We start from the raw sequence: 25,377 nt of genomic DNA, 5'->3' as shown, positions 1-25,377 counted from the left end.
CTCCCTACTTCCATGCTTCTCTCTCAACTCTACTCTTCTCTATCTATTTGTCTAAGAATAGACTTTTACTCCCTCTTCTACCACTCTTTCTCTAAATGCCTCTAATAGAACCTTTGTCTCTACTCCAGGCTTTCCATCTCCAATGACGCGTCCATCTACTTTAATAACAGCGATAACTTCTGCAGCCGTTCCTGTTAAAAACACTTCATCTGCAACGTATACGTCGTGTCTTGTAAAAGGCTCTTCTTTTACTATATAATCTAACTCTTTAGCGATCTCAATGATCGCGTTTCTTGTAATACCTTCTAGCGCTCCAACATAACCAGGAGGAGTTAATAACTCTTTCCCTTTAACAATAAATACGTTGTCAGCAGATCCTTCAGCTACATAACCCTGGTCATTTAGCATAAGTGCTTCGCTAACACCTGCAAGGCTAGCTTCAATCTTAACTAGAACATTATTCAGATAATTCAGTGATTTAACTTTAGGACTTAGTACATCAGGACGATTTCTTCTCGTTGCTACTGTAACGATTTCAAGTCCTGAATCATATAATTCTTTTGGAAATAAAGCTAACTCTTCAGCGATAATAATCACTTGTGGTTTAGCGCACGATGTTGGGTCAAGCCCTAAATTACCTACTCCTCTAGAAACAACAAGACGAATATAAGCGTTTTTTAATTCATTTCTTTGAAGAGTTTCAATAACTAGATTTTGCATTTCCTCTTTTGAATGAGGAATTTGCAACATGATTGATTTGGCCGAGTTATAAAGTCTATCAAGATGTTCTTCTAATCGAAAAACATTGCCGTCATAGACTCGAATCCCTTCAAATACCCCATCACCATACAAGAAACCATGATCATAAACTGAAATTTTAGCATCTTGCTTTCTGACAAATTCACCACCGAGATAAATCCATTGTTCACTCATGACGTTTACTCTCCTCACGTACATTGTAAAATAGCTTTTTTTGGTAAAACTACTTTACTTTTTATCTCTCTAGAGCGGACATTTGTTTTTCTGAAATTGTTTTGTTGTGATTTATCTTACGCTCATTCAGGTGCATGGTCAACCATTTTTTTAAAAATAATTAGACTATTTTGATTAGTCTATTATCATGTATACGCTTACACCATTGCTAGCTTTGAAGTTGGTAAATAAAAATTCCACTAATTCCTATTTAGTGGATATATTAGTCATCTTCGGACATGCTATTATTGGGTGATCATACATGTTAAAAAAATACAAAAAAAACGTTAGACTAACCAAAAAATTTCCTTTTATTAGAGTAACCAGAAAAGGCCGTGCTTCGTTAGTTGTTGTTGAGGATTTATGGACAAAATGTAACACAGAAGCAGAGAAACTGCTTTATCATCAATTACGGGCAAATATGTATTATCCAACTCCTCATTACTGGATTGAACATATTCGAGCAAATTTAGCTCTCGTTCCATACAAACTCGCTTTAATAGAGTTTAAGCCCGGAATGGATGAAAAAAGAATCATTAAGCAATTGAAAAAACGTCAATGGCGAGTGATCTTCTATGATACAGATCAATTGCTCAAAGACGAACGCCGCTATTTTGATTTAATTTTAAAACAAGCACCAACAAAAAACGTCTCCTCCTCATCATGAGGGGGAGACGTTATATTAATTGTTTTAGTATGTAAAAAAAATGGCGTCCCAGGAGAGATTCGAACTCCCGACCGTACGCTTAGAAGGCGTATGCTCTATCCGGCTGAGCTACTGGGACAAAGAGCGGGTGATGAGAATCGAACTCACAACATCAGCTTGGAAGGCTGAGGTTTTACCATTAAACTACACCCGCATATTAATTTGACCATCGTCTCAACTCTAACAGAAATAATTTTAACACATATTCATTTTAAGAACAAGATGTTTTTCAAAAGTTTTTTCTGTTACGTTTCAGCGACATTTATAACTATATCAAAATAAATATAACATGTCAACAGTTTCTGATTATTTTTTAGTAATCCCAAAAGAGGTTGTAACCGAGCTTTCGGGATTACGTGTAGATTTATTTTCTAGTAAATCGAAAAGCTAAATCAGGAATCACCTCTCCATTAAAACCATAATAAGTAATTTTAATTGTCTCGCCTTCGCACTCACAAATACAATACGTTCGCTCTACTCTATTACGAGGTAGACGGATGCTCCCTGGATTGATATAAACGACTCCGTTTTCTTGAAATGCTGTAGCTACATGCGAATGTCCAAAACAGGCTATCTCCGCTTGATTCTCTTCCGCTCTGTAACTTAATGGAACATGAGTCATTTTGACATTGTACAAGTGACCATGTGTCACGTAAAACGTCACACCTCGGATCGTCTCAGTAAGGTCATCTGGAAAATCAACGTTAAAATCACAGTTTCCTTTTACAATATATAAGCCTTCAAGTGCTTCATGTCCATTCGGCAACTCGGAATCGCCACAATGAAAAAGCGCATCTACCTCGTGACGATGCCGATCTGCAATTAGTTTTAGCTCTTTTTCAAATCCATGACTATCACTAATGATGAGTGCTTTCACTTGCCTTCCTCCTTACTTGTTCCAATCGCTTTGATGTTCCATTAATTTAGTTAGAGCTTGTGCTCGGTGACTGATTTTATTTTTTTGTTCAGAGGTTAACTGAGCCATTGTTTGATCGTGTTCTCGTACATAGAAGATTGGATCGTAGCCAAATCCGTAATCACCAGTTGCGGTTGCTGCAATATAGCCTTCACAAGACCCTTCATAAAGTAACGTTTCTTCGTTGGGTCTTGCTACAGCAATTAAACAGATAAAGCGTGCTGTTCGATCTTCACTCGGAACATCAATTAGTTCTTTTAAAACTTTCTCCATATTTTTGAGATCACTTTTCTCTTCGCCTGCGTATCTGGCTGAGTATACACCAGGTCTACCATTCAAAGCATCCACTATGAGACCAGAATCATCTGCTATTACTAGTCGATTCAAGTGTTTGGCTAGCGTCTCGGCTTTTTTAGCAGCATTTTCGGCGAACGTCTCTCCGTCCTCTTCGATATCTGGAATATCAGGATAATCAAGTAATGACTTTACGACCCATCCACTCGCTCGAAACATTTGCTCAAATTCAGCAATTTTGCCTTTATTTTGCGTGGCAATGACCATTTCCTTATTCATCTACTTACTCCTTTACTTTTCTATCATTCTGTCAGCGATCGAACCTAATGTTTCTCGTTGAATTTTAACTAGCTCATCAATTCCCTTTTCAGCTATATCTAGTAACGAGTTAAGTTGCTCTCTTGAAAATGTTGCTTCTTCTCCTGTTCCTTGAAGCTCAACGAAGTGATGCACTCCTGTCATGACAACATTCATATCCACTTCTGCGTTAGCATCTTCTTGGTAGCACAGGTCAAGCAAAGCTTCTTTTTGGGAATCAATCCCCACTGATACAGCTGCTAAATAATCAGTAATTGGCCATTCTTTAATTTTTCCTGCATTTAATATTTTTTCCATAGCTAGAGCTAGCGCTACAAATGCACCTGTAATAGAAGCCGTTCGTGTTCCTCCATCAGCTTGAATCACGTCACAATCAATCCAGATGGTGCGTTCTCCTATTTTTTCAAGATCAAGAATAGAACGCAGGGCTCGTCCAATTAATCTTTGAATTTCCATAGTTCTCCCCGCTACTTTACCTTTTGACGACTCTCTAATGTTTCGTTGTTCTGTTGCTCTGGGTAACATGGAATATTCCGCTGTAATCCAACCTTTCCCCTTCCCTCTTAGAAAAGGCGGAACACGATCTTCCACTGTAGCTGTACAAATCACTTTTGTATCTCCCATCGAAATTAAAACCGATCCTTCCGGGTGTTTAACATAATTTGTTTCTATGACGACTTCTCTTAACTGATCTACATCACGGCCATCGACTCTCATATAATATCCTCCTACTCGTTAATAACCAAAACTTTTTATGTAAGGGTAAAAAGGAGGTAGCAAGATGCTCCTCCTTTTTCCTAGCGATATAATAAGTATAATTAATTATGAGGCTCGAGTCCAATAAAGCTATTAATATCTTCCAGTATTAACAAGTGATGGTCTTGAAACTGGTTGAACCGTTTCACCTGACTCATTAAGGATGTTTGCTTCCCCGTTCACTTGGATCGCTACTTTTTCAACGCCTTCTTGTTCCGTTAAAGTAAGAGCCAGCATATTCATCACTTCAGAAGAAACAGCTGTAGCTTGCAACTCTGATAAGATAGACTCATTAAAGTTTAAAGTAAGCGTTCCATTTTCATACATTGGCTCATCCAATAGAGCAACCCCTTGACGGAAATCAGTTAATAAATCAGATTGATGAGCTGGTCCTTTAAGTAACTCATTTACGGCTGACGTTAAAGTATCCTCTCCTAGCGATACACGACGTGTTACAGGTACGTAATACGAGTTTTCACCATTTTGAGCTAAGAAGTAAAGTGTAACTCCTCTACTATTTACAACATCTGTCACATCACCTGTTTCGATGTTAATTCCGTTCGCTCTACTAACACCTTCACCAATTGGCGTCCCGCTAACTGGCATCATATCTTGTTTATGTCCATTAATACGAATTTGAACACTATCGACATTTTCAAATTGAGTTAAAGTAAATGTAATCGCCTCTAGCACTTGCTTTTCTTGACTTGGATCGTAGTTGCTAAACTCATTCGAGAAGTCTGCTACTGCAATTCCATCCTCTTTTAAATCAACATCTACTTCTGTTCCAGCTGGAAGAACTGCACGGAAACCGTTTGGAAGCATATCGGTCACAGGACCTCCGTCTACTAAATACTCAAGCGATTGTTTCAACACACTTTGTGTTCTAGGTAATTCAAATGTTTGAGGAACAACCATCCCGTTCGCATCAATTAAGTATAATTCTCTCATACTGCTCTCTTCCGCTACTTCTTCACCATCTACTTCACCAGGGTCAGCCTCTTCTCCATCTTCCAATTCTAACGACTCATCCTCTTCTAAATAATTGGTAGGCGGTGTATCCATTTCATTACTCGTCTTATCAGCCCCAAAAGAACAAGCTGTCATTGTTAACATAGTAGCAACCGCAAGGGCGGGAACCCCTTTTCTCATAACTTTACGCATTTGTATTCCCTCCTAAGATAGTTTGTACTACATGTATACGAGCCTTGAAATAATAATAGACCAATATTTTTAAAAAAGACCGAACTTGTCTTTTTTAAAAAAATAAAAGCAATGAGCGGAGCCGATTGTCACAGCGTTTATGTTTGTGGAGGACAGAGGATTCGCTATTATGATTAAATCTCTCGTTTTTCCTTATTTCGAGGACAGGAGGTTCCTTATCTATCTAAAATCGTTACATTTTAATTAAAAATAAACGAAATAAGGGCCTCTCTGTCCTTTTAGAAGGTTATATAGGCTGTTTTAATAGAAATAGAGAATCTCCTGTCCTCTAAACCCTCCCCCTCTCTCATCATCAAAAAAAGCTCGCATGATAGACTTCCGTCCATCATACGAGCTTCCTCTCAATCAGCCGTTAAATTCAGCGTTTTTACATGTCCGACGTTCATTTCTAGCCATTGATCAGCTAGCTTTTTAAACCGAGTAGCATCTCCTGTCGTGTAAAAACGGTGTTTCGTTTCTCGTTCGTCTGTGAAGAGAAGATTTTTATGATAAAGCAGGCTGCTTACTTCTCTTGCCGTTTCGTCACCTGAAGAAATTAATTCTATGCTTGGTCCTACACGCTTGGCAATCACATCTTTTAAAAGTGGGTAATGAGTACACCCTAAAATAAGCGTGTCAAACTCAAATCCGTCTAACGGTTGTAAAGCTTGATCAACAATCGCTTCAGCTTCTGGTCCATCAAAAATCCCTCTTTCTACAAGTGGGACAAACGGTGGACATGCTAGACTTTCAACCTTAACTTCACTGTTAATGGACTTTAAAGCTTTTTCATAAGCTTGACTTTGAATCGTGCCAGTTGTCCCAATTATCGCTACATGATCCTTTTGTGTAACTTTTAAAGCACTGATTGCGCCCGGATGGACGACGCCAACAACAGGGATAGGCAACTCTCGCTTTACTTCATCAAGCACTACAGCTGTAGCCGTGTTACAAGCAATCACAAGCATCTTCATCTTTTCTTCTAGTAGACAATTAATCATTTCCCATGTAAATTGTCTTACTTCTTCTGCTGACCGCGGACCATAGGGACAACGAGCTGAATCACCAATGTAAATGATCTCTTCTTTTGGCAACTGTCTCATAATCTCTTTTGCTACAGTAAGTCCGCCTAGTCCTGAATCAATAACTCCAATCGGTCTATCCAACAGTACCCCTCAATTTCTTTCGACTCTATCTATTGATTCACACGTGTCGCTTTCATTTCATCGTGTAAGACATGCAAACTCTTCTCAAGAAAATCGACTTCATCTTGAGAGAAATCTTTTAAAATGCCTTCTAAGTAATCTTGTCGTTTATTAATAACTTCTTCAATAATTGTACGACCTTTATCTAATAAATGAATGCGTACAACACGTCGGTCGTTTTTATCTTTTACTCGTTCTACAAGTTCATTTTTTTCCATTCTATCTACTAAATCAGTTGTTGTACTGCATGCTAAGTACATTTTTGTAGATAGTTCACCAATCGTCATATCACCATATTCGTTTAGCCATTGCAATGCTACAAATTGCGGTGGGGTTATTGGAAATTGCGTGAGGATTTCTCGACCCTTTTGCTTTACCATTTCTGCTACTCTACGTAATGAACGTTCAATTGCTTCAATTTGGCGATGATCCACCTTACGCACCTCCTATACACAGATCCTGTGTTATTGTCATTATTGTCCCTTGTTTCTTCGTTAAAAGCAAGAGAAGAATGTGACAGATTGTGACTTTTTACTTAAAAAAATTGACTTAATGAACGAAATCGCTCATTAAGTCAATTTAAATTTATTTAGTCATAAAAGAAGTTCGTACTCTTTCTTCTACTTCAGCAGCCGTATCTAAATAAAGCATATCATTTGCAAATGAAGCTAGCTCTTCTTTAGATAAGGATAACAATTGACTACGAGCAGGTAAAATGGAAGTAGCACTCATACTAAATTCATCTAATCCAAGACCAAGTAATAACGGGATCGCTACTTCATCTCCTGCCATTTCTCCACACATTCCAGCCCATTTTCCTTCTTTATGAGCAGCATCTACTACCATCTTTACTAAACGTAAGATCGCAGGATGATATGGCTGATACAAGTATGAAACTTGTTCATTCATACGGTCTGCTGCCATTGTGTATTGAATTAAGTCGTTCGTGCCAATGCTAAAGAAGTCAACTTCTTTTGCAAAAAGATCTGCTGCGACAGCAGTTGAAGGAATCTCAACCATCATTCCGATTTCCATATCTTCAGAAACAGAAACTCCGTTACTCACTAACTTGCTTTTTTCTTCCAATAAAACAGCCTTCGCTTGACGGAATTCATCAAGTGTAGCAATCATTGGGAACATGACTTTTAAATTTCCAAAAGCACTTGCTCTAAGAAGAGCGCGCAGTTGTGTACGGAAAATATCCTGTTCTTCTAGACATAAGCGAATCGCACGGAAACCTAAAAATGGATTCATTTCTTTTGGTAAATCTAAGTATGGTAATTCTTTATCGCCGCCGATATCTAATGTACGGATGACAACAGGCTTACCTTCCATACGTTCAACAACTTCTTTATATGCTTCAAACTGTTCTTCCTCTGAAGGAAGTTCGGTTCTTCCCATATATAAAAATTCAGTACGATACAAGCCAATACCCTCAGCACCATTGTTAATAACACCATCTAAATCTTTTGGCGTCCCAATATTCGCTGCAAGTTCAACATGTTGACCGTCTTTTGTAGTTGTTTGTTCGCTAACAAGCTTAGCCCATTCTGTTTTTTGCTTAGCAAAATCATCACGCTTTTTAGTGTACGACGCGATTTCTTCTTCTGTCGGTTCTACAATGACAACACCATCAAGTCCATCAACAATAACAGTCATTCCTGTTTGGATTTGGGCTGTTACTTCTTTAGCACCTACTACTGCTGGAATCTCAAGAGATCTAGACATAATGGCAGAGTGAGATGTACGTCCACCAATATCAGTTGCAAACCCTTTAATGAATTCAGGGTTAAGTTGAGCCGTATCTGATGGAGTTAAATCTTTTGCAATAATAATCGTTTCTTCTGAAATCGTTGCTAGAGATTGTACTTCAACACCTAACAAGTGACCTAGTACTCGAGTAGAAACGTCGCGAATATCCGCTGCGCGTTCCTTCATATATTCGTTATCCATATTTTCAAACATAGATATGAACATAGAAGAAACTTCATTCATTGCATATTCTGCATTTTGTTTATCTGTTGTAATTTTGTCTTTAACCGCATCAACCAACTCTGGATCACTTAATACGAGTAAATGCGCTGCGAAAATTTCAGCTTTATCAGGACCCAATTCTTTTTCCGTTTTATCTTTAATAACGGAGAGTTCTTCCTTCGATTTCGTTAAAGCAGCGACTAGGCGTTGAACTTCACTCTCCGGATCCTGAACTTCTTTTAGTTCAATTGTCATATCTGGCTCTTCATGAACAAAAGCCTTTGCGATCGCTACGCCAGAAGAAGCAGCGATACCGGTAAGTTTAAGCATTATTCTCCTAGCCCTTCCTTAATAACGTCTTCGATTGCTTGTAACGCTTCATCAGCATCAGAACCTTCAGCTTTTACTGTAACTTCAGCACCTTTACCAACACCAAGAGACATTACACCCATGATTGACTTAAGGTTAACTGACTTCCCTTTGTACTCAAGTGTAATATCTGAAGAAAATTGACCTGCTTTGTTTACTAATTGTGTAGCTGGACGAGCGTGGATTCCAGTATCTGCTGTGATTAAAAATGTTTTTTCTGCCATAATTGATCTACCTCTTTCATTTTTTGGATTAGTTATTTAGAAAAACTGGTTGCACAGACGCGCTTCCCAAGTTTTTTCTTCCGCTTTTTTGGTACAAACAACCATTTAAGCAATAAAAAAAGGCTTAAGTAGGAAAAAGTACATGAAAAATAAATAGGTTTGTACATATATAGCGTACCCCATCTGCCCTTCATATACACTTCTACTTATGCCTGATCGAATCAGTAACACGTAATTAAGTGTACAATCTATGATCTTGTTGTTATTACTTTATGTTGTAAGTATTTCTTCCACTTCAAGCACTAAAAGTATAGCACAGAGATTTCATTTCTTTCAATAGATAAGTTTACGTTTTTTTAAAACATTTTTGAATTTTTCTAGCTTATATTCGTCCAAAGTTACATGAATTAATTTTTATTTTCAATATTAAACACGTCGTTATCCTCTCAGACATATACTATCGAGACTAAAACCCTTCAAACCCGTGGGAACCAATGAGTTCTACACAACGCTCTCAGCCCGAGCAAGAAGGAGTGAACTAATTGAAAGGAGCAGAATTCGGACCTAAACCCTTACTTACGAAAAGGGAACGGGAAGTATTTGAACTTCTTGTCCAAGATAAGACAACACGAGAAATCGCGCAAGAACTTTTCATAAGTGAGAAAACAGTACGAAATCACATCTCTAATACGATGCAAAAGCTGGGGGTAAAGGGGCGCTCTCAAGCAGTTATCGAATTAATACGACTAGGGGAACTTGAAATATAAGAACACTACTTTCACAAGCTCACCACAAGCTCACTGTGTTTTAGTCGTTTCTTTTTAGAGGGAATTCCGAAATTCGGAGTTCCCTCTTCTTCTGTTTATACTAGACTGCAAAAAGCACGCTGCATCTCTTCTTGCCAAGAAACAGATGTCCCAGATTTCTTTCCGATTTGAACAACTGTACCTCTTCCAACTAAGCACACTTCTTTACGGCTATTATGAACCAAATAATGCAAATCAACTGAAGAGTTCCCTACTTTATTAACCTTTACAGAAACTGCTAAACGCTCATCAAACTTAATTTGACGAATGAAATCACACTGCAGATCTGCAACGACAATCATCGTTTCATGTTCGGGACTTGTCCATTTTTGCATTAATTCTAAATGCTTAAAGAACTCTATTCTAGCTTCTTCAAAATAAACAAAGGCATTCGTATTATTTAAATGACCAAAAGCATCTGTTTCTGAAAACCTAACCTTAACCGGTACCGAAAATTGAAAGCCAGCAGCCCATTCTTCTAGATTATCTATATATGCAGGAACCCTCATGCTAACACCTCTTTGTATGTATAGTTAAAAGAAAAGAGACCAATCTCTTATAAGAGATCAGTCCCAGGGAAAATTAAGCACCAAAGAAATTCTTAAACGATTGTAACGTTGTTGCACGGTTAAGCGCAGCAATTGATGTTGTTAAAGGAATTCCTTTAGGACATGATTGAACACAGTTTTGTGAGTTACCACAGTTAGCTAGTCCGCCCTCACTCATGATCGTTTCTAAACGCTCTTCCTTGTTCATCTCACCAGTCGGATGCGCATTAAACAAACGTACTTGTGATAATGGTGCTGGACCAATAAAATCTGATTTACTATTTACGTTTGGACAAGACTCTAAACAAACACCACAAGTCATACATTTAGATAGTTCGTATGCCCATTGACGTTTTGTTTCCGCCATACGTGGTCCTGGTCCAAGATCATACGTACCGTCAATTGGAATCCAAGCTTTAACTTTTTTCAATGAATCAAACATACGACTACGATCGACCACTAAATCACGAACAACTGGGAATGTCTTCATTGGCTCAAGACGAATTGGTTGTTCTAGTTGGTCAACTAGAGCTGTACAAGATTGACGAGGTTTGCCGTTAATAACCATTGAACAAGCTCCACATACTTCCTCAAGACAGTTCATGTCCCAAGAAATTGGCGTTGTTTGCTCACCTTTTGTATTTACAGGATTACGACGAAACTCCATTAAAGCTGAGATTACATTCATGTTTTGACGATATGGAACCTCAAACTCCTCTTCATAAGGAGCACTGTTTGGATCATCTTGTCTCAAAACTTTAAATTTGATTGTTTTTTCACTCATGATTTACCAGCTCCTTGCTTTTTTTGAGAGTAGTCACGTTTACGCGGTGCAATTAAAGATGTGTCAACTTCTTCCCATGAAAAATCAGGTGCATTTCTCGCTGGGTTGTAAGTCGCTTTAGTTGTCTTTAAGAATTCTTCATCATTACGCTCAGGGAAGTCTGGCTTAAAGTGAGCTCCGCGACTTTCATTACGATTATAAGCACCAAGTGTAATAACACGTGCAAGGCTTAACATTCCATCTAATTGACGAGTAAATGATGCTCCTTGGTTGCTCCACTTAGCTGTATCATTGATGTTAATATTTTTATAACGCTCCATTAACTCTTGAATCTTCTCATCTGTTTTCAAAAGCTTGTCATTATAACGTACAACAGTTACGTTGTCAGTCATCCATTCACCAAGCTCTTTATGAAGAATGTATGCATTTTCTTTTCCATCCATCTTTAAGATGTTGTCATAAGCATCTTGCTCTTTCTTCACTTCATTTTCATATAAAGAAGAAGGCATTGAATCAGCTGACTTATCTAAGCCGTTCATATATTCAACCGCTTTTGGACCAGCAACCATACCACCGTAAATCGCAGAAAGAAGTGAGTTAGCACCAAGACGGTTACCACCATGTTGTGAATAATCACACTCACCAGCTGCAAATAAACCAGGAATATTTGTCATTTGATCGTAATCAATCCACATACCACCCATTGAGTAATGAACAGCTGGGAAGATTTTCATTGGTACTTTACGTGGATCGTCACCCATGAATTTTTCATAGATTTCAATAATTCCACCAAGTTTAATATCAAGTTCTTTCGGATCTTTATGAGAAAGGTCAAGATAAACCATGTTCTCGCCGTTAATACCAAGCTTTTGCTCAACACAGACGTCAAAGATCTCACGTGTTGCAATGTCACGAGGTACTAAATTTCCATAAGCAGGGTATTTTTCTTCTAAGAAATACCAAGGCTTTCCGTCCTTATACGTCCATACACGGCCACCTTCACCACGTGCAGATTCACTCATCAGACGAAGTTTATCGTCACCAGGAATCGCAGTTGGGTGAATTTGAATGAATTCACCATTTGCATAATGAACTCCTTGTTGATAAAGCTTAGCAGCAGCATATCCTGTATTAATAACAGAGTTAGTAGACTTACCAAAAATAATACCAGGTCCACCAGTTGCCATTATGACAGCGTCAGATTGGAAACTTTTAATTTCAGAAGTTTTCAAATCTTGAGCTGTAATACCACGACAGGTTCCTTCGTCATCAACAACTGCTGATAAGAACTCCCAGCCTTCGTATTTAGTTACAAGTCCACTTACTTCATGGCGACGAACTTGTTCGTCAAGTGCATAAAGAAGTTGTTGTCCAGTCGTAGCACCAGCAAAAGCTGTACGGTGATGTTGCGTTCCACCAAAACGACGGAAGTCTAATAATCCTTCAGGTGTACGGTTAAACATAACACCCATACGGTCCATTAAATGGATGATCCCAGGCGCTGCTTCTGTCATTGCTTTTACAGGAGGTTGGTTTGCTAAGAAATCTCCTCCATAAACTGTATCATCAAAGTGCTCCCAAGGTGAGTCACCTTCACCTTTCGTATTAACAGCTCCATTAATTCCACCTTGTGCACAAACTGAGTGTGAACGTTTTACTGGAACTAAAGAGAAGAGATCAACAGGAACTCCTTTTTCTGCTGCTTTAATTGTTGCCATCAGACCAGCCAGTCCGCCGCCGACAACAATAATTCTACCTTTACTCATATGATTCACTCCTTAAATGTTTGCTAAGTCTGGATTAACGAATGCTAGAATAGCTCTGATACCGATGAAAGTTAAAACAAAGAAAATACCTAGTGTTACATATGTTGCAATTTGTTGTGAACGAGGCGTAACCGTAATTCCCCAAGATACCGCGAACGACCATAGACCATTTGCAAAGTGGAATGTTGCTGCAATAACCCCAACAATATAAAACACGATCATAAATGGATTACTAAAAATATTTGCCATCATATCATAATTTACTTCTGCACCAAACGCTGCTGCTACTCTAGTTTCCCAAACGTGCCAAGTAATCCAGATTACTAGAAACACACCAGTCCATCTTTGGATTTTAAACATCCAGTTACGGAAGAAACCATATCTAGCAGTGTTATTCTTTGCTTGGAAAGCAATATAAAGACCGTAGATTGCATGATAAAGTAATGGAATGAAAATAACAAAAATTTCAAGTGCATAACGGAATGGCAGACTTTCCATAAAGTGAGATGCTTGATTAAAAGCACTCGCTCCCCGTGTTGCAAAATGATTGACTACTAAGTGCTGGATTAAGAAAACCCCAACTGGAATGACACCAAGTAGTGAATGTAACTTACGATTAAAAAACTCTCGATTACCAGCCATACCCTTTTCCCCCACAAATGAATTTAACCCTATTAATCTCATACTATGAATTTCTTCTATCTTTATCCATACTATGTGTTGTTTTCTATGAAAAACACAAAATATAGAAGAAGCAGAAATATGAACGTTTTATCACATTTCTGTGAAAAAATCCGACAAATTTATTGTACTCCTATCAAGTAACATCGTCAAGAAACCGTATACAACCTTTCACAAGAAAATTGACCAAATAACGGAAAAAAGACTTTGCTTTCTATTATTCTAATTAGAAAGTCAAAGTCTTTTCATTATAGATTCGTTGATTACTCTTATTTGAGCATTAACCGATAATAATTCGTTCTGTAGGGTATTTGTAATGTGTTTTCGTTTCTCTTTTTCGAATAGAGAATAAAAAGGCAATTAATCCTACCCGGCCAATAAACATTAACACCATTAACACCGTTTGACTTGCAAAGGATAAATCAGATGTGATCCCCATTGATAATCCGCATGTTCCGAAGGCAGATGCCGTTTCAAAAATAATCGCAATTAAATTGATCTCATTTCTTCCTTCAAATGCTGCAATTAAGGTTACAGCTAGAAAAAGTAATACAAGAAATACAGATAGAACAATAAAAGCCTTTTGTCGATCTTCAGGGTGGATCTCACGTCCAAAAACTTTCACGTCATTTTTCCCTAATGCAAAACTACGTATCGTTAAGAACATGACGGCAATTGTTGTTGTTCGAATTCCTCCTCCCACACTGGAAGGACTTGCACCAATTATCATTAGACCTGATATAAAAAGCAAGGTTGCACTGTTTAATTCTGAAACATCCATTGTTGCTAAACCACCACTTCTAGATGTAGCCGAATTAAATAATGAATAAAAAAGTTGTTGATGCCACTCTAATCCAACATAGTAATAACCAGCTTCTAACGCCCATATTCCAACCACACCAATTAAAAATACAGCAAAATACGTTGTTGTCGTAATTTTTGTAAACAAACTAAACTTGAAATTTGAGTTTCTTCTTGAGAAGTATTCCCTTAGTTCTAGTAAAACCGGAAAGCCAATTGCTCCAGCCATGATTAGTAATATCACAACGAGTTGAACATAATAATCATTGGCAAAAGGAATAAGCGACTGACCTGTCACATCGAATCCTGCATTTGTAAACGCACTTAACGAGGCGAAGGCTCCTTGATAGTAGGCTTCTCCCACTGTATCAAAGTATCGAATAAAGTATGTACCTAGAATCAATGCTCCAATAAATTCAATAATTAACGCGACAATCAAAATCCCGCGCATTAAATTAACCAAACCTGAAAATGTATTTTGGTTTTGGTCAACCATAATTAACATTCGCTGCGCAAAATTAATCTTCCGTCCAAATAGCATCCAGACAAAAGTACCCATCGTCATAATTCCAATTCCACCAAGCTGAATAGCGAGGGACAAAAAGATAATACCAACTTTACTATAAGTTTCAGGAACCGTAACAACAGTTAACCCAGTTACACTCACGGCACTAACAGAAGTAAATAGCGCTTCGGAATAACTAACATCGACTCCGGGTTGGTGCGAAATCGGTAAGTATAATAAGAAACTAAATAATACCATCGCAATAATATAAGCAATCAAGATAATTCTAAAAGGAGAAAGGAATTGGTTTAAACCAGATTTCATGTAATAAAACCTCCACATTTATTCGGGCTTTAGTATACCACTAAAGGAATATCTAGACTAGATTAGAAAAAAATGAATGACTGGTTCTTGCTAAACACTTATTTAACAATTTTTAGTTGTCATGTTTACTCGAGGATAATGGGAAAATACATTTTGAAACGATAAATTCGATGTAGAATTTTTTCTTGTATGACGTTTTTACTTCGTTTATGATCAAAAGTAGTTTAACTCAGTTTTCGAATCTTATGATTTCTGGTTTAATAGTAAGGAACGGTATTACAAGGGAGAGATGTAATCCATGGTAAGAGAAACCAATCAATTTGGTTATGATTTAATTCGTAATGATGTTCTTAAAGATGTTCTTGGTAAAGAACACGATTCAATCCTGTATTGGATCGGGAAATCACTAGCACGTAAGTATCCGACTTCTACAATAGAAGAATTAATATCCTTTTTCGAAGAAGCAAATTGGGGATTGTTATCAAGAACGAAAGAAAAGAAAAATATGCAAATGTTCGAGTTAACAGGACCATGGATGGTTAAAGGAGATGAGCGTTGTTACCAATTAGAGGCTGGCTTTCTGGCTCAACAATTAGAATCTTGGTACAACTGCATTGCAGGAGCTACATATTCAGCCAAAAAACAGGTTATACATATTACTGTAGAGCTTGATAGAAAAGATCAGATTATTTAGGTTCGGTGAAAAACGTTCGGGGTCGCTACCATTTTTTGGGTGATCTCTGTGCGTTTTTTTGTGGGCTGAAGTGGATGAGTTGGGTAGCTACTATTATAGCTTTAGATTCTTTGGTTGGTTGTCTTATGACACCTGTTTCTTTGGATCGCTTCCTTATTTCGGTCTTCATCTGCCTTATGATGACCTCTTTCCTTCAATTTCTTCCCTATTTCGGTCTTCATCCGCCTTATGATGACCTCTTTCCTTCAATTTCTTCATTATTTTGGTCTTCATCCGCCTTATGATGACCTCTTTCTTTTGGACCGATCCTCCTTTGTTCTCTCAACCACTTGAGTAATTTTACACAAGTCCTTTACCCTATCTTGATTTTACTACCACAAAAAACCAAACCTAATTTAGATTTGGCCTTTTTGCTAAAAGTCTATTAGCTTATATTAAATACAAACTAGCTATGCTACTTTAATTATAATGAAGAAACTTCTTCCTGCACTTGTTCTGCTTCTTCAGCTAATTGGAAAGCTTCGTGGAGTCTTTCAACAGCTAACACCATATTAGCTTCCTCGATCACAACAGATACTTTGATTTCAGAAGTACTTACCATCTTAATGTAAATTTCATTTTCAGCTAATACTTCAAACATTTGAGCTGCAACACCTGGATTAGAGACCATGCCCGAACCGACAATAGAAACTTTTGCTAGCTCTTCTTCAAAATGAATATCTGTAAATTGGAGTTCCTCTTGTGCTTCCTGTAAGACTGCTAATGTTTCCTTCAAAGAAGATTGAGTAATGGAAAAAGAAATATTGACATGATTATCGTCGTATTGATTTTGTACAATAATATCAACATTTACTTGATGTGAAGATAGTGTCGTAAATAATTTTGATAACGTATTTAAATGGTTTGGTAAACCACTTACCGTTACCTTTGTTACATCATTTTCAAAAGCTATTCCTCGTACAATTAAACTTTGTTCCATTGACACTTCCTCCTCAATAATAGTCCCAATAACATCTTCCATACTTGATGCCACCATAAGTGGGACATCGTAATTTTTTGCGAATTCTACTGCTCTAGGATGTAAAACTCCAGCTCCTAAATTGGCCATTTCTAGCATTTCATCATAAGAAATCGAATGTAATTTACGGGCTGATTTAATATAGCGTGGGTCTGTTGTAAATACGCCTGTTACATCTGTATAGATATCACAACGACTTGCTTTTAAAGCAGCTGCTATAGCTACAGCTGTTGTATCCGATCCCCCGCGTCCTAGTGTTGTAATCTCAGTTCCACTTATCCCTTGGAAACCTGCCACAATTACAACTTTGCCAGACTGAAGTTCTTCTTCCATGCGTTTGCTATTGATTTCTGAGATTCGCGCGTTTCCGTGACTAGCTTCGGTTTGCATACCTGCTTGCCAGCCTGTTAAGGAAATGGCTTCAATTCCAAGCTCATGAAGTGCCATCGTTAAAAGGGAGATCGTCACCTGTTCTCCAGTGGAGAGCAGCATATCCATTTCTCTTTTGCTTGGATTATCTGTTATATCACCTGCTAATTGAACGAGCTGATCCGTTGATTTACCCATTGCAGATACAACCACGACCAATTCATGTCCTTGGACAACACTTTGTTCAATTCTACTCGCGACATGTTTAATTCGCTCTACCGATCCTACTGAAGTACCACCATATTTTTGTACTATTCTAGCCATTAGATTCATCCTCTCCATTTGCTCACGGGGATGATGGAACACCAAAAAGCAACAATAAGGAAAACCCCTCACTGTTGCTCGTCATACCGAATCGTCCGGTACCACACTGCTCCCTGTTTCTCACGTGAGATAGTTCTCCACATACCCCTTGGGTGTAGGTATGTGACAGCCCTATACTTATTCAGCATAGGTCCAGCACAAGGGATATGAGTGACCCTTGCACTTCGGCGAATTCCCCTTTCTGCTTACTTCACTGGCTCTCATTCACCTCAGTAAGTGTACTTATGGTTTTCGCTCCTCTACCATCACTTCAATTGAAGTGCGGCATATTTAATTGTTTCTCATTCTAGCAAAGGTTTTTAAAAGACGCAAGGGGCAATTTCAATTTTTTTGTTACGTCTGTCAGCTTACTCATTTTTCAATGCATCCATAATCGCTTCAGCTACTTTTTCAGGGATAGATAATTGCTTAAAATCTTCTAGAGAAGCTTCTTTCATTTTCTTAACAGAACCAAAATGTTTTAATAGTTGCCTCTTTCTTTTTTCTCCTACTCCTGGTATGTCATCAAGAGCTGATTTGAAGAATGTTTTAGAACGAGATTGTCTATGGAACGTGATCGCAAATCGGTGTACCTCATCTTGAATTCGTTGCAGAAGATAAAATTCATGACTATCTCTTTTTAATGGAACCACAACGGGGGGATCCCCCATCAACAATTGCGATGTTCTATGCTTTTTATCTTTAGCAAGACCACAAACAGGGATAGATAACCCAAGTTCATCAACGATCACTTCTTGTGCAACTGCAATTTGACCTTTACCACCGTCGATCACAATTAAATCTGGTAGCGGAAGAGATTCTTTTAGTAATCTAACGTAACGGCGACGAATGACTTCGCGCATTGAACCATAATCATCTGGACCTGCTACTGTTTTTATTTTATATTTCCTATAATCTTTGCGGCTTGGTTTACCATCTAAAAATGTGATCATTGCCGACACCGGGTCTGTTCCTTGTATATTTGAGTTATCAAATGCTTCGATTCGATAAGGTGTTGCGATTTTCATTGCTTCACCTAGTCTTTCAATCGCTTTAATCGTTCTTTCTTCGTCTCGTTCAATTAACGAAAACTTTTCCTTTAAAGCAACTGCTGCATTTTGATTAGCAAGATCAAGCAAGTCCTTTTTCTTACCTCGTTTTGGGTGATGTGTTTTCACCTCTAACAATTGCTCAATCAATTCTCCATCTACCTCATCAGGCAACAAAATTTCCGATGGCTTGAGATGCTCTTTTTGTAAATAAAATTGTCCAATAAAAGTCATTAAGTCTTCATGCGCTTCTTTGTAAAAAGGAAAAATCGAGACATCTCTTTCAATTAACTTTCCTTGACGTATGAAGAAAACTTGAACACACATCCAACCTTTGTCATAAGCAAAACCGAATACATCTCTGTCAACGAAATCGCCGATCATCATTTTTTGCTTTTGCATGACTGTCTCCATATGTTGAAGTGTGTCTCTTATTTCTTTAGCTCGTTCAAAATCCATTTCGTCTGCAGCTTTCATCATTTTGTCTGTTAACTGTTTTTTAATCTCATCTTGCCCTGACCGGAGAAATTTCGTTATATCTTGAACCATGGCTTGATTTTGTTCTTTAGACACCTCTGTTACACATGGAGCCAAACATTGTCCAATATGATAATACAAACAAACTTTATCTGGGAGCGTATTACATTTTCGCAAAGGATAAATCCTATCTAAAAGCTTTTTCGTTTCAGTTGCCGCTCCAGCATTTGGATAAGGTCCGAAGTATTTCCCACCATCTTTTTTCACTTGGCGTGTTGTAATTAAACGAGGGTGTTCTTCATTTGTAATCTTCAAGTAAGGATACGATTTGTCATCCTTTAACATGACATTATATTTAGGGTCGTGTTTCTTGATTAAATTCATTTCCAAAATAAGTGCCTCAATGTTAGATGAGGTCACAATATATTCAAAATCAACAATTTCCGTTACGAGTCGCTGAGTTTTAGCATCATGAGAACCAGTAAAATAAGAACGAACGCGGTTCTTTAGCACTTTTGCTTTCCCTACGTAAATAACGGTTCCTTGTCGATCCTTCATTAAATAACAGCCTGGTTGATCAGGCAGAAACATAAGTTTTTCTTTAATTTGACTCATCGTACTCCACCTCACTATCTATTGTTTGCGAGAATGAAGAGAAAAGCAAGTAAGATCTATTTAGCAATACTTAGAAATAGAAAAAAACCGTCTCCAAAGGAAGGAAACGGTCTTATAAAAAAAATTAAAGATGTTTATTTAGTAATTCAGCTAATGCTTCCTTCGGTTGGAATCCAACAACTTGGTCTACTACTTCTCCGTCTTTTAAAACAAGTAGAGTAGGGATACTCATTACACTGAATTTACCAGCTGTTTCTTGGTTCTCGTCAACATCAATTTTAGCGATTTTGACTTTATCGCCCATTTCAGAATCTAATTCTTCAAGGACTGGAGCAATCATTTTACAAGGTCCGCACCAAGGTGCCCAGAAGTCTGCAAGAACAACTCCTTCGCTTGTTTCAGTTGCAAAAGTTTGATCTGTTACATTTACAATTGCCATTAAAAAAACCTCCTATATATTAACATGTTTTAACTCAATTTGATTATACCAAACACTACACTGAGTGGCTAATCTGTTGCCTGTTCATTATTTTAACCTTATTTTGAGTTGGTACGCATTTTTTTCACCTTGAATCTTTTGAATGTGAAAGAGCACACCTGATTTGGTGTGCTCATAAATTAAGTTATTAGTTAGATACTAATACTGCTTTTAGTTCTTCTACTAACAGTGGGACAATTTCAAATAAGTCACCAACAATTCCGTAATCAGCTACTTCAAAGATCGGTGCTTCTGGGTCTTTGTTAATGGCAACAATGACTTTTGAATTTGACATCCCAGCTAAATGTTGGATAGCGCCTGAAATTCCAATCGCAAAATAAAGATCTGGTGTTACCACTTTACCTGTTTGACCGATTTGAAGACCATAATCGCAATATTCTGCGTCACAAGCTCCACGTGAAGCTCCAACTGCCCCACCTAATAAATCTGCAAGTTCTTGTAGAGGTTTGAAGCCGTCTTCACTCTTTACTCCACGGCCACCTGCTACGATAACATTTGCTTCAGATAGATCGACTCCACCAGTTGCTTTACGAACGACATCACGAATCGTTGTACGAAGATCTTTAATATCAACCGTTACACTTGAAACATCACCACTTCTAGAAGCATCTTGTTCAAGAGCTGGAATGTTATTTGGACGAATTGTTGCAAACACTACGCCCTCATTGATTTTCTTTTTCTCAAAAGCCTTACCTGAGTAAATCGGACGTGTAAAGACCGGTTCCCCACCATCTAATTCAACTGCAATAGCATCTGAAATCAGACCAGCATTAAGCTTCATTGCTAAACGTGGGGATACATCTTTTCCAACAGCCGTATGCCCTAAGATTACCGCTTCTGGACTCTCAACATCAAACACTTGCAAAAGGGCTTGTTGATAAGCATCTGTTGTATAAGATTTCAAATCAGCATGATCAACTGTAACAACACGGTCTGCTCCATATTGGATTAACGACTCAGCTAAACCGCTTACATTCTCTCCTAAAAGTACACCTACTACTTCTCCACCGTCTGCAACGGTTCTCCCTGCTGCAACTGCCTCAAAAGATACGTTACGTAATTCTCCGTCTCGAACTTCACCGATGACTAATGTTTTTTTCGCCATGAATACCCCTCCTATTAAATGACTTTCGCTTCAGATTTTAACAATGATACAAGCTCTTTTACTTGAGTTGCTGAATCACCTTCAAGTATTTTTCCTGCTTGTTTTGCTGGTGGTAAATAAATTTCTACCGTAGTCGTTTTTGCTTCGACATCATCTTCATCTAAATCAAGATCATCTAAGTCTAGTGTTTCTAACGGCTTCTTTTTAGCTTCATAATTCCAGGTAATGATGGGTAACGCGGCTCATTTAAACCTTGTTGAGCTGTAACTAATACAGGTAAGGATACTTCAACTGTTTCCTCATCACCTTCTACGTCACGTACAATTGTTGCTTTTCCATCTGCTACCGTTAATTTTGTAATCGTTGTCACTTGCGCGATATTTAAAAGTTCAGCTACACGAGGACCGACTTGACCAGACCCGCCGTCAACCGCAACATTTCCGCCTAGAATAATGTCTACTTCTTGATCTTTTAAGTAAGTAGCAAGTAAAGTTGCTGTTGTAAATTGATCTAATTCATCAACCTCTTCACTGTCGATTAAAACAGCTTTGTCTGCACCCATCGCAAGTGCTGTACGTAATTCTTTTTCAGCATCTTCTTCTCCGACAGTTACAACTGTTACTTCTCCGCCATGTGCATCTCTTAAAACAATCGCTTCTTCAATCGCATATTCATCATAAGGGTTTATAATAAATTCTGCTCCACTATCATCAATGCGACCGCCACTAATAGAAATTTTTTCCTCCGTATCAAACGTACGCTTCATAATTACAAAAATATTCATGTGGGACCCTCCTACTATTTGGTTATTTATGTTTAAAATTAGGTGAACGTTTTTCAATAAAAGCTTGTATGCCTTCTTTTCCATCCTCTGAGTCAAACACTTCACCGAACAATTCAGCTTCACGAATGGAACCTGCTTGTTGCTTCGAAGGTTGACTATACGTTAGCAGTTCAAGTGTTCTTTCCACTGCTACTCTACTTTTTGCAGCTATTTTCAAAGCTAGTTTACGAGATTCTGCTAATAATGACTCTTCTGATTCATAAGTCGAGTTAACAAGACCAAGTGCTTGTGCTTCCATCGCCGTTATCGGTTCACTCGTTAGAAGCATTTCCGTTGCTTTAGCCGTTCCGACAAACCTGGCAAGACGTTGGCTTCCTGCAAAACCTGGAATTAATCCTAATGATAACTCGGGTAAACCTAACTTAGCGTCTTTTGTTGCAAGTCTAATGTGACATGCCATCGCAAGCTCTAAACCTCCACCTAAAGCTGCTCCGTGGATGGCGACGATGACGGGTTTAGGAAAATTCTCAATTTCTTCAAACAATTCCTGCCCCATTCTCGCATGTTGAGCAAACTCCGCTCCATCTTTTGCTTCTGTAAATTCTTTAATGTCTGCACCAGCTGCGAAGAAGCGACCTTCGCCATGGAGAAGAAGGACATGTACATCATCATTGCTTTTTACATTCTTAAGTACTTGGTCTAGTTCCTTGAGAACGCCTTTTGAAAGAGCATTAGCTGGAGGTCGATTCAAAGTAATGAGAGCAACCTTGTCTTCAACCTTTACCTTAAAATAAGTCATTGACAACTCTCCTTTCATGAAGCTAAGCGCGAAACGCGCGTAGCAACATGTTGTGTACAGGCTCAGCTGAAGCTAGTAGATCGTATTTACAATCTTTCATAACCCAATTGGTTACGACCTCATCTAACGTTCCAAAAACCATTTGTCTAGCTAAACGGTTATCTAGGTCAGCTAAAAAATAACCTGCTTCTTTTCCTTCTGTTAGGATTTCCTCCAACAGCAGTAAATAGTTTTTAAAAATTTTGTTGATCATTAAACGAAGTTCTGTATTTGATTGTCTTAGTTCAAGTTGCGTTACAATCGCAAGGTATTTATCTGCTTGTAACTGCTCAAAATGAGTTTTAACTAAAATTAAGAACTTATCTTCTACTGATAACTCGGCAGATATTCTCTCGCGAATGATTTCAACAAAGTGTCCCATCTTTTCTTCAAATAATGAAATTAAGATATCTTCTTTGTTTTCAAAATATAAGTAGATGGTTCCATCAGCTACTCCAGCTTCTTTTGCTATCTTAGATACTTGCGCTTGATGGTAGCCATGACTTGCTATCACTTTAACTGCTGCTTCTATAATCTGGTTGTATTTTGGTCCTTTTTTCTTTCCCACTATCTTCTCTCCTTTAATGAATGAATACTCATTCATATATTATATTTTAGTGAAAAAGATTGGAATTGTCAATTACTTCTTTTTATTTATCTGATCATTTCAACTAGTTTTTTGTTCTAATTTCTTTTTTTCCTTTTCTTCTTCAATTAATACCCGTTTTAAAATTTTCCCTACAATGGTTTTCGGAAGCTCATCTCTAAACTCATACTTACGCGGCACTTTATAAGCAGCTAAATTTTCTCGGCAGTAAGCATTTAATTGCTCCTGAGTAAGAGTCGTTCCTTCTTTTTTCACGATAAAGACTTTTACCGTTTCTCCGCGATATTCATCTGGAATTCCAATAGCTACTGCTTCTTGAACGTCTGGATGATTATATAAAACTTCTTCAATCTCACGCGGATAAATATTAAAGCCACCAGCGATAATCATATCCTTTTTGCGATCAACAATATAAAAGAATCCATCCTCATCCATATATCCCATATCGCCTGTTAGCAGCCATTCACCATTCATAGTAGCTTTCGTATCTTCGGGCCGATTCCAATAACCTTTCATCACTTGAGGACCACGTATAGCGAGTTCACCAACTTCTCCTTGTTCAGCACGTTCGCCTGTTTCCATTGAAAGAATAACAGCCTCTGTATCAGGCCATGGTAAACCAATACTTGCTTTTCTTCTTTCTCCGTATAGTAAATTACAATGCGTAACAGGTGCCGCTTCGGTTAAGCCATACCCTTCTACTAGCTTCCCTCCAGTTAACTGTTCAAAACGATCTTGAACTTCAACAGGCAACGCTGCAGAACCACTAATACAAGTTTCAATTGACGTTAAATTATATTTCTTCATCTCAGGATGATTAATTAATCCAATATACATCGTTGGAGCCCCTGGGAATATCGTAATCTTTTTCTCATGGATGATTTTTAACACTTGTTCGACATCAAATTTCGGAACGATATGCAAAGTGTTCCCGGTAATCAGTGTTAAATTCATTGAAACTGTCATCCCGTACACATGGAAAAAAGGAAGTACAGCCAGTGTTCTTTCTTGTCCTTCTTTCATTTTATACATCCAGTGTCGACATTGAATCGTATTGGCAACTAGATTTTTATGGGTAAGCATAACCCCTTTAGCGAGACCTGTCGTACCTCCTGTGTATTGAAGCAAGGCTAGGTCACTTTCTGAATCTACCTCAACTGGAACAACCTTGTCAGAACCTTTTTTCAGAAGTGAAACAAACCGGTGAGTCCGTTCGTTATACGTAATATCAATCGTTATTCCCGTATTTTTCTTCTGTATAAAAGGATAAATTAAGTTTTTAGGAAATGGCAGATAATCCTTGATAGCGGTTACAATAATATGTTCAATTTTGGTTGCCTCTTTTACCTTCATTACTCTTGAGTAAAGCAAATCTAGACATAAAATAAATTTAGCACCTGAATCAATTAATTGATGTTTCAATTCTCTTTCAACATATAGCGGATTTGTTTGTACTACGATACCACCTGCTAGTAATGTAGCATAATATGCAATTACACCCTGTGGACAATTTGGTAGCATAATCGCTACTCGGTCTCCTTTTTTTAGTCCCATTGCTTGTAATTGATTGGCAAATAGTCTTACAGATTGATTAAATTCCCTATACGTAAGCGACTTTCCTAAAAACTCAAGTGCTACATGGTTAGGAGATCGCTTCGCTACTTGTTCAATTAGTTCGTGTAGCGCTAGTTCAGGATAATCAATTGAACCTGGAATTTCTTTATCATAACGATTAACCCATTCTTTTTCAGTTACAGTAGTAGTCAAGTAAACAGCCTCCTTTTATTCCTCTCTCCTTTCAAGCTTT

24 protein-coding genes, 2 tRNA genes, 1 pseudogene and 1 riboswitch are annotated in these 25,377 nt (G+C 37.9%); of the genes and pseudogenes, 3 read left to right on the top strand and 24 right to left on the bottom strand.

All coding sequences use genetic code 11. The features are described from left to right. Window positions 1–51: 51 nt before the first annotated feature. Window positions 52–933 (bottom strand): branched-chain-amino-acid transaminase, encoded by an 882-nt coding sequence (gene ilvE, locus JCM9157_RS09060; RefSeq protein WP_035664039.1) that lies wholly within the window; start codon window positions 931–933, stop codon window positions 52–54. Window positions 934–1,234: 301 nt separating this feature from the next. On the opposite strand from ilvE, the gene JCM9157_RS09055 reads away from it, so the two are divergent. Further along, on the top strand, window positions 1,235–1,639 hold the full coding sequence (locus JCM9157_RS09055; protein ID WP_052013038.1) for a hypothetical protein: 405 nt from the start codon (window positions 1,235–1,237) through the stop codon (window positions 1,637–1,639). Window positions 1,640–1,680: 41 nt separating this feature from the next. On the opposite strand, the gene JCM9157_RS09050 is transcribed toward JCM9157_RS09055, so the two are convergent. The 10 genes from JCM9157_RS09050 to JCM9157_RS09005 form a co-directional block, all read right to left on the bottom strand. Then, a tRNA-Arg gene (locus tag JCM9157_RS09050) sits at window positions 1,681–1,757 on the bottom strand. A gap of 4 nt (window positions 1,758–1,761) precedes the next feature. After that, window positions 1,762–1,832 (bottom strand) — tRNA-Gly (locus JCM9157_RS09045). Window positions 1,833–2,042: 210 nt separating this feature from the next. Then, window positions 2,043–2,555 carry a metallophosphoesterase family protein gene (locus JCM9157_RS09040; protein ID WP_035664038.1) on the bottom strand — a complete coding sequence of 171 codons (513 nt, stop codon included), beginning with the start codon at window positions 2,553–2,555 and terminating at the stop codon, window positions 2,043–2,045. A 12-nt stretch (window positions 2,556–2,567) separates the two neighbouring features. Then, window positions 2,568–3,167 carry an XTP/dITP diphosphatase gene (locus JCM9157_RS09035; RefSeq protein ID WP_035664037.1) on the bottom strand — a complete coding sequence of 200 codons (600 nt, stop codon included), beginning with the start codon at window positions 3,165–3,167 and terminating at the stop codon, window positions 2,568–2,570. A 12-nt stretch (window positions 3,168–3,179) separates the two neighbouring features. Further along, a complete protein-coding gene (gene rph / locus JCM9157_RS09030) occupies window positions 3,180–3,923 on the bottom strand; it encodes a ribonuclease PH (protein WP_035664035.1) in 744 nt (247 codons plus the stop codon). Window positions 3,924–4,055: 132 nt separating this feature from the next. Then, window positions 4,056–5,126 carry a GerMN domain-containing protein gene (locus JCM9157_RS09025; protein ID WP_173401249.1) on the bottom strand — a complete coding sequence of 357 codons (1,071 nt, stop codon included), beginning with the start codon at window positions 5,124–5,126 and terminating at the stop codon, window positions 4,056–4,058. A 401-nt stretch (window positions 5,127–5,527) separates the two neighbouring features. After that, window positions 5,528–6,331: a glutamate racemase gene (gene racE / locus JCM9157_RS09020; RefSeq protein WP_035664034.1), complete on the bottom strand. Its 804-nt coding sequence runs from the start codon at window positions 6,329–6,331 to the stop codon at window positions 5,528–5,530. Between the two features lie 29 nt (window positions 6,332–6,360). Beyond that, the gene (locus JCM9157_RS09015) at window positions 6,361–6,804 is read right to left on the bottom strand and encodes a MarR family winged helix-turn-helix transcriptional regulator (RefSeq protein WP_035664033.1); all 444 of its coding nucleotides are present in this window, start codon (window positions 6,802–6,804) and stop codon (window positions 6,361–6,363) included. Window positions 6,805–6,955: 151 nt separating this feature from the next. After that, complete coding sequence (ptsP, locus tag JCM9157_RS09010; protein ID WP_173401250.1) at window positions 6,956–8,677, bottom strand: phosphoenolpyruvate--protein phosphotransferase; 1,722 nt, start codon at window positions 8,675–8,677, stop codon at window positions 6,956–6,958. Beyond that, window positions 8,674–8,937 carry a phosphocarrier protein HPr gene (locus tag JCM9157_RS09005; RefSeq protein WP_035664030.1) on the bottom strand — a complete coding sequence of 88 codons (264 nt, stop codon included), beginning with the start codon at window positions 8,935–8,937 and terminating at the stop codon, window positions 8,674–8,676. Before JCM9157_RS09005 ends, ptsP begins: the two co-directional genes overlap by 4 nt. 542 nt (window positions 8,938–9,479) lie before the next feature. On the opposite strand from JCM9157_RS09005, the gene JCM9157_RS09000 reads away from it, so the two are divergent. After that, window positions 9,480–9,704, top strand: coding sequence for a helix-turn-helix domain-containing protein (locus tag JCM9157_RS09000; protein ID WP_035664029.1), 225 nt, complete (start codon window positions 9,480–9,482; stop codon window positions 9,702–9,704). A 95-nt stretch (window positions 9,705–9,799) separates the two neighbouring features. Here the strand turns inward: JCM9157_RS09000 and JCM9157_RS08995 are convergent, their stop codons facing one another. The 5 genes from JCM9157_RS08995 to JCM9157_RS08975 all read right to left on the bottom strand — a co-directional run bounded on the left by JCM9157_RS08995 (window position 9,800) and on the right by JCM9157_RS08975 (window position 15,152). After that, on the bottom strand, window positions 9,800–10,252 hold the full coding sequence (locus tag JCM9157_RS08995; RefSeq protein ID WP_035664028.1) for an acyl-CoA thioesterase: 453 nt from the start codon (window positions 10,250–10,252) through the stop codon (window positions 9,800–9,802). A gap of 73 nt (window positions 10,253–10,325) precedes the next feature. Beyond that, a complete protein-coding gene (gene sdhB, locus JCM9157_RS08990; RefSeq protein ID WP_035664027.1) occupies window positions 10,326–11,075 on the bottom strand; it encodes a succinate dehydrogenase iron-sulfur subunit in 750 nt (249 codons plus the stop codon). After that, window positions 11,072–12,841 (bottom strand): succinate dehydrogenase flavoprotein subunit, encoded by a 1,770-nt coding sequence (gene sdhA, locus JCM9157_RS08985; protein ID WP_035664025.1) that lies wholly within the window; start codon window positions 12,839–12,841, stop codon window positions 11,072–11,074. The genes sdhB and sdhA overlap by 4 nt, the downstream gene beginning before the upstream one ends. A 12-nt stretch (window positions 12,842–12,853) precedes the next feature. Next, complete coding sequence (locus JCM9157_RS08980) at window positions 12,854–13,483, bottom strand: succinate dehydrogenase cytochrome b558 subunit (RefSeq protein ID WP_035664024.1); 630 nt, start codon at window positions 13,481–13,483, stop codon at window positions 12,854–12,856. A gap of 319 nt (window positions 13,484–13,802) precedes the next feature. Further along, window positions 13,803–15,152, bottom strand: a complete 1,350-nt coding sequence (locus JCM9157_RS08975) for a TrkH family potassium uptake protein (RefSeq protein ID WP_035664023.1) — start codon at window positions 15,150–15,152, stop codon at window positions 13,803–13,805. A 298-nt stretch (window positions 15,153–15,450) separates the two neighbouring features. Here JCM9157_RS08975 and JCM9157_RS08970 point away from each other — a divergent pair, with 298 nt between their 5' ends. Beyond that, complete coding sequence (locus tag JCM9157_RS08970; RefSeq protein ID WP_035664021.1) at window positions 15,451–15,846, top strand: YslB family protein; 396 nt, start codon at window positions 15,451–15,453, stop codon at window positions 15,844–15,846. 463 nt (window positions 15,847–16,309) lie between these two features. Here the strand turns inward: JCM9157_RS08970 and JCM9157_RS08965 are convergent, their stop codons facing one another. The 8 genes and pseudogenes from JCM9157_RS08965 to JCM9157_RS08930 form a co-directional block, all read right to left on the bottom strand. Beyond that, window positions 16,310–17,557: an aspartate kinase gene (locus tag JCM9157_RS08965; RefSeq protein WP_035664020.1), complete on the bottom strand. Its 1,248-nt coding sequence runs from the start codon at window positions 17,555–17,557 to the stop codon at window positions 16,310–16,312. Between the two features lie 122 nt (window positions 17,558–17,679). Then, a riboswitch (Lysine riboswitch) is annotated at window positions 17,680–17,867 on the bottom strand. Between the two features lie 97 nt (window positions 17,868–17,964). Further along, window positions 17,965–19,737 (bottom strand): excinuclease ABC subunit UvrC, encoded by a 1,773-nt coding sequence (uvrC, locus tag JCM9157_RS08960; RefSeq protein WP_035664018.1) that lies wholly within the window; start codon window positions 19,735–19,737, stop codon window positions 17,965–17,967. Window positions 19,738–19,861: 124 nt separating this feature from the next. Further along, window positions 19,862–20,176, bottom strand: coding sequence for a thioredoxin (trxA, locus tag JCM9157_RS08955; RefSeq protein ID WP_035664016.1), 315 nt, complete (start codon window positions 20,174–20,176; stop codon window positions 19,862–19,864). 187 nt (window positions 20,177–20,363) lie between these two features. Beyond that, window positions 20,364–21,341, bottom strand: a complete 978-nt coding sequence (locus JCM9157_RS08950) for an electron transfer flavoprotein subunit alpha/FixB family protein (RefSeq protein WP_035664015.1) — start codon at window positions 21,339–21,341, stop codon at window positions 20,364–20,366. 14 nt (window positions 21,342–21,355) lie between these two features. Further along, window positions 21,356–22,125, bottom strand: a pseudogene (locus tag JCM9157_RS08945) (electron transfer flavoprotein subunit beta/FixA family protein). Window positions 22,126–22,147: 22 nt separating this feature from the next. Beyond that, window positions 22,148–22,924: an enoyl-CoA hydratase gene (locus JCM9157_RS08940; protein ID WP_035664012.1), complete on the bottom strand. Its 777-nt coding sequence runs from the start codon at window positions 22,922–22,924 to the stop codon at window positions 22,148–22,150. Between the two features lie 22 nt (window positions 22,925–22,946). After that, a complete protein-coding gene (fadR, locus tag JCM9157_RS08935) occupies window positions 22,947–23,531 on the bottom strand; it encodes a fatty acid metabolism transcriptional regulator FadR (protein WP_035664010.1) in 585 nt (194 codons plus the stop codon). A gap of 99 nt (window positions 23,532–23,630) precedes the next feature. Next, a complete protein-coding gene (locus tag JCM9157_RS08930) occupies window positions 23,631–25,337 on the bottom strand; it encodes an AMP-binding protein (RefSeq protein ID WP_035664008.1) in 1,707 nt (568 codons plus the stop codon). Between the last annotated feature and the right edge of the window lie 40 nt (window positions 25,338–25,377).

This window comes from Halalkalibacter akibai JCM 9157 (assembly GCF_000513135.1).
GTDB classification, from domain to species: domain Bacteria; phylum Bacillota; class Bacilli; order Bacillales; family Bacillaceae_D; genus Halalkalibacter; species Halalkalibacter akibai.
Note: the sequence above shows the minus strand (reverse complement) of the source record. Positions and strands in the feature narration are given on the sequence as shown.

Excerpts from the sequence above, each read along its gene's own strand:
- ilvE (WP_035664039.1), bottom strand. The coding sequence starts at position 933 with ATGAGTGAACAATGGATTTATCTCGGTGGTGAATTTGTCAGAAAGCAA.
- JCM9157_RS09055 (WP_052013038.1), top strand. The coding sequence starts at position 1,235 with ATGTTAAAAAAATACAAAAAAAACGTTAGACTAACCAAAAAATTTCCT.
- JCM9157_RS09035 (WP_035664037.1), bottom strand. The coding sequence starts at position 3,167 with ATGAATAAGGAAATGGTCATTGCCACGCAAAATAAAGGCAAAATTGCT.
- rph (WP_035664035.1), bottom strand. The coding sequence starts at position 3,923 with ATGAGAGTCGATGGCCGTGATGTAGATCAGTTAAGAGAAGTCGTCATA.
- JCM9157_RS09025 (WP_173401249.1), bottom strand. The coding sequence starts at position 5,126 with ATGCGTAAAGTTATGAGAAAAGGGGTTCCCGCCCTTGCGGTTGCTACT.
- JCM9157_RS09005 (WP_035664030.1), bottom strand. The coding sequence starts at position 8,937 with ATGGCAGAAAAAACATTTTTAATCACAGCAGATACTGGAATCCACGCT.
- JCM9157_RS08995 (WP_035664028.1), bottom strand. The coding sequence starts at position 10,252 with ATGAGGGTTCCTGCATATATAGATAATCTAGAAGAATGGGCTGCTGGC.
- sdhB (WP_035664027.1), bottom strand. The coding sequence starts at position 11,075 with ATGAGTGAAAAAACAATCAAATTTAAAGTTTTGAGACAAGATGATCCA.
- sdhA (WP_035664025.1), bottom strand. The coding sequence starts at position 12,841 with ATGAGTAAAGGTAGAATTATTGTTGTCGGCGGCGGACTGGCTGGTCTG.
- JCM9157_RS08980 (WP_035664024.1), bottom strand. The coding sequence starts at position 13,483 with ATGGCTGGTAATCGAGAGTTTTTTAATCGTAAGTTACATTCACTACTT.
- JCM9157_RS08975 (WP_035664023.1), bottom strand. The coding sequence starts at position 15,152 with ATGAAATCTGGTTTAAACCAATTCCTTTCTCCTTTTAGAATTATCTTG.
- JCM9157_RS08970 (WP_035664021.1), top strand. The coding sequence starts at position 15,451 with ATGGTAAGAGAAACCAATCAATTTGGTTATGATTTAATTCGTAATGAT.
- JCM9157_RS08965 (WP_035664020.1), bottom strand. The coding sequence starts at position 17,557 with ATGGCTAGAATAGTACAAAAATATGGTGGTACTTCAGTAGGATCGGTA.
- uvrC (WP_035664018.1), bottom strand. The coding sequence starts at position 19,737 with ATGAGTCAAATTAAAGAAAAACTTATGTTTCTGCCTGATCAACCAGGC.
- trxA (WP_035664016.1), bottom strand. The coding sequence starts at position 20,176 with ATGGCAATTGTAAATGTAACAGATCAAACTTTTGCAACTGAAACAAGC.
- JCM9157_RS08950 (WP_035664015.1), bottom strand. The coding sequence starts at position 21,341 with ATGGCGAAAAAAACATTAGTCATCGGTGAAGTTCGAGACGGAGAATTA.
- JCM9157_RS08940 (WP_035664012.1), bottom strand. The coding sequence starts at position 22,924 with ATGACTTATTTTAAGGTAAAGGTTGAAGACAAGGTTGCTCTCATTACT.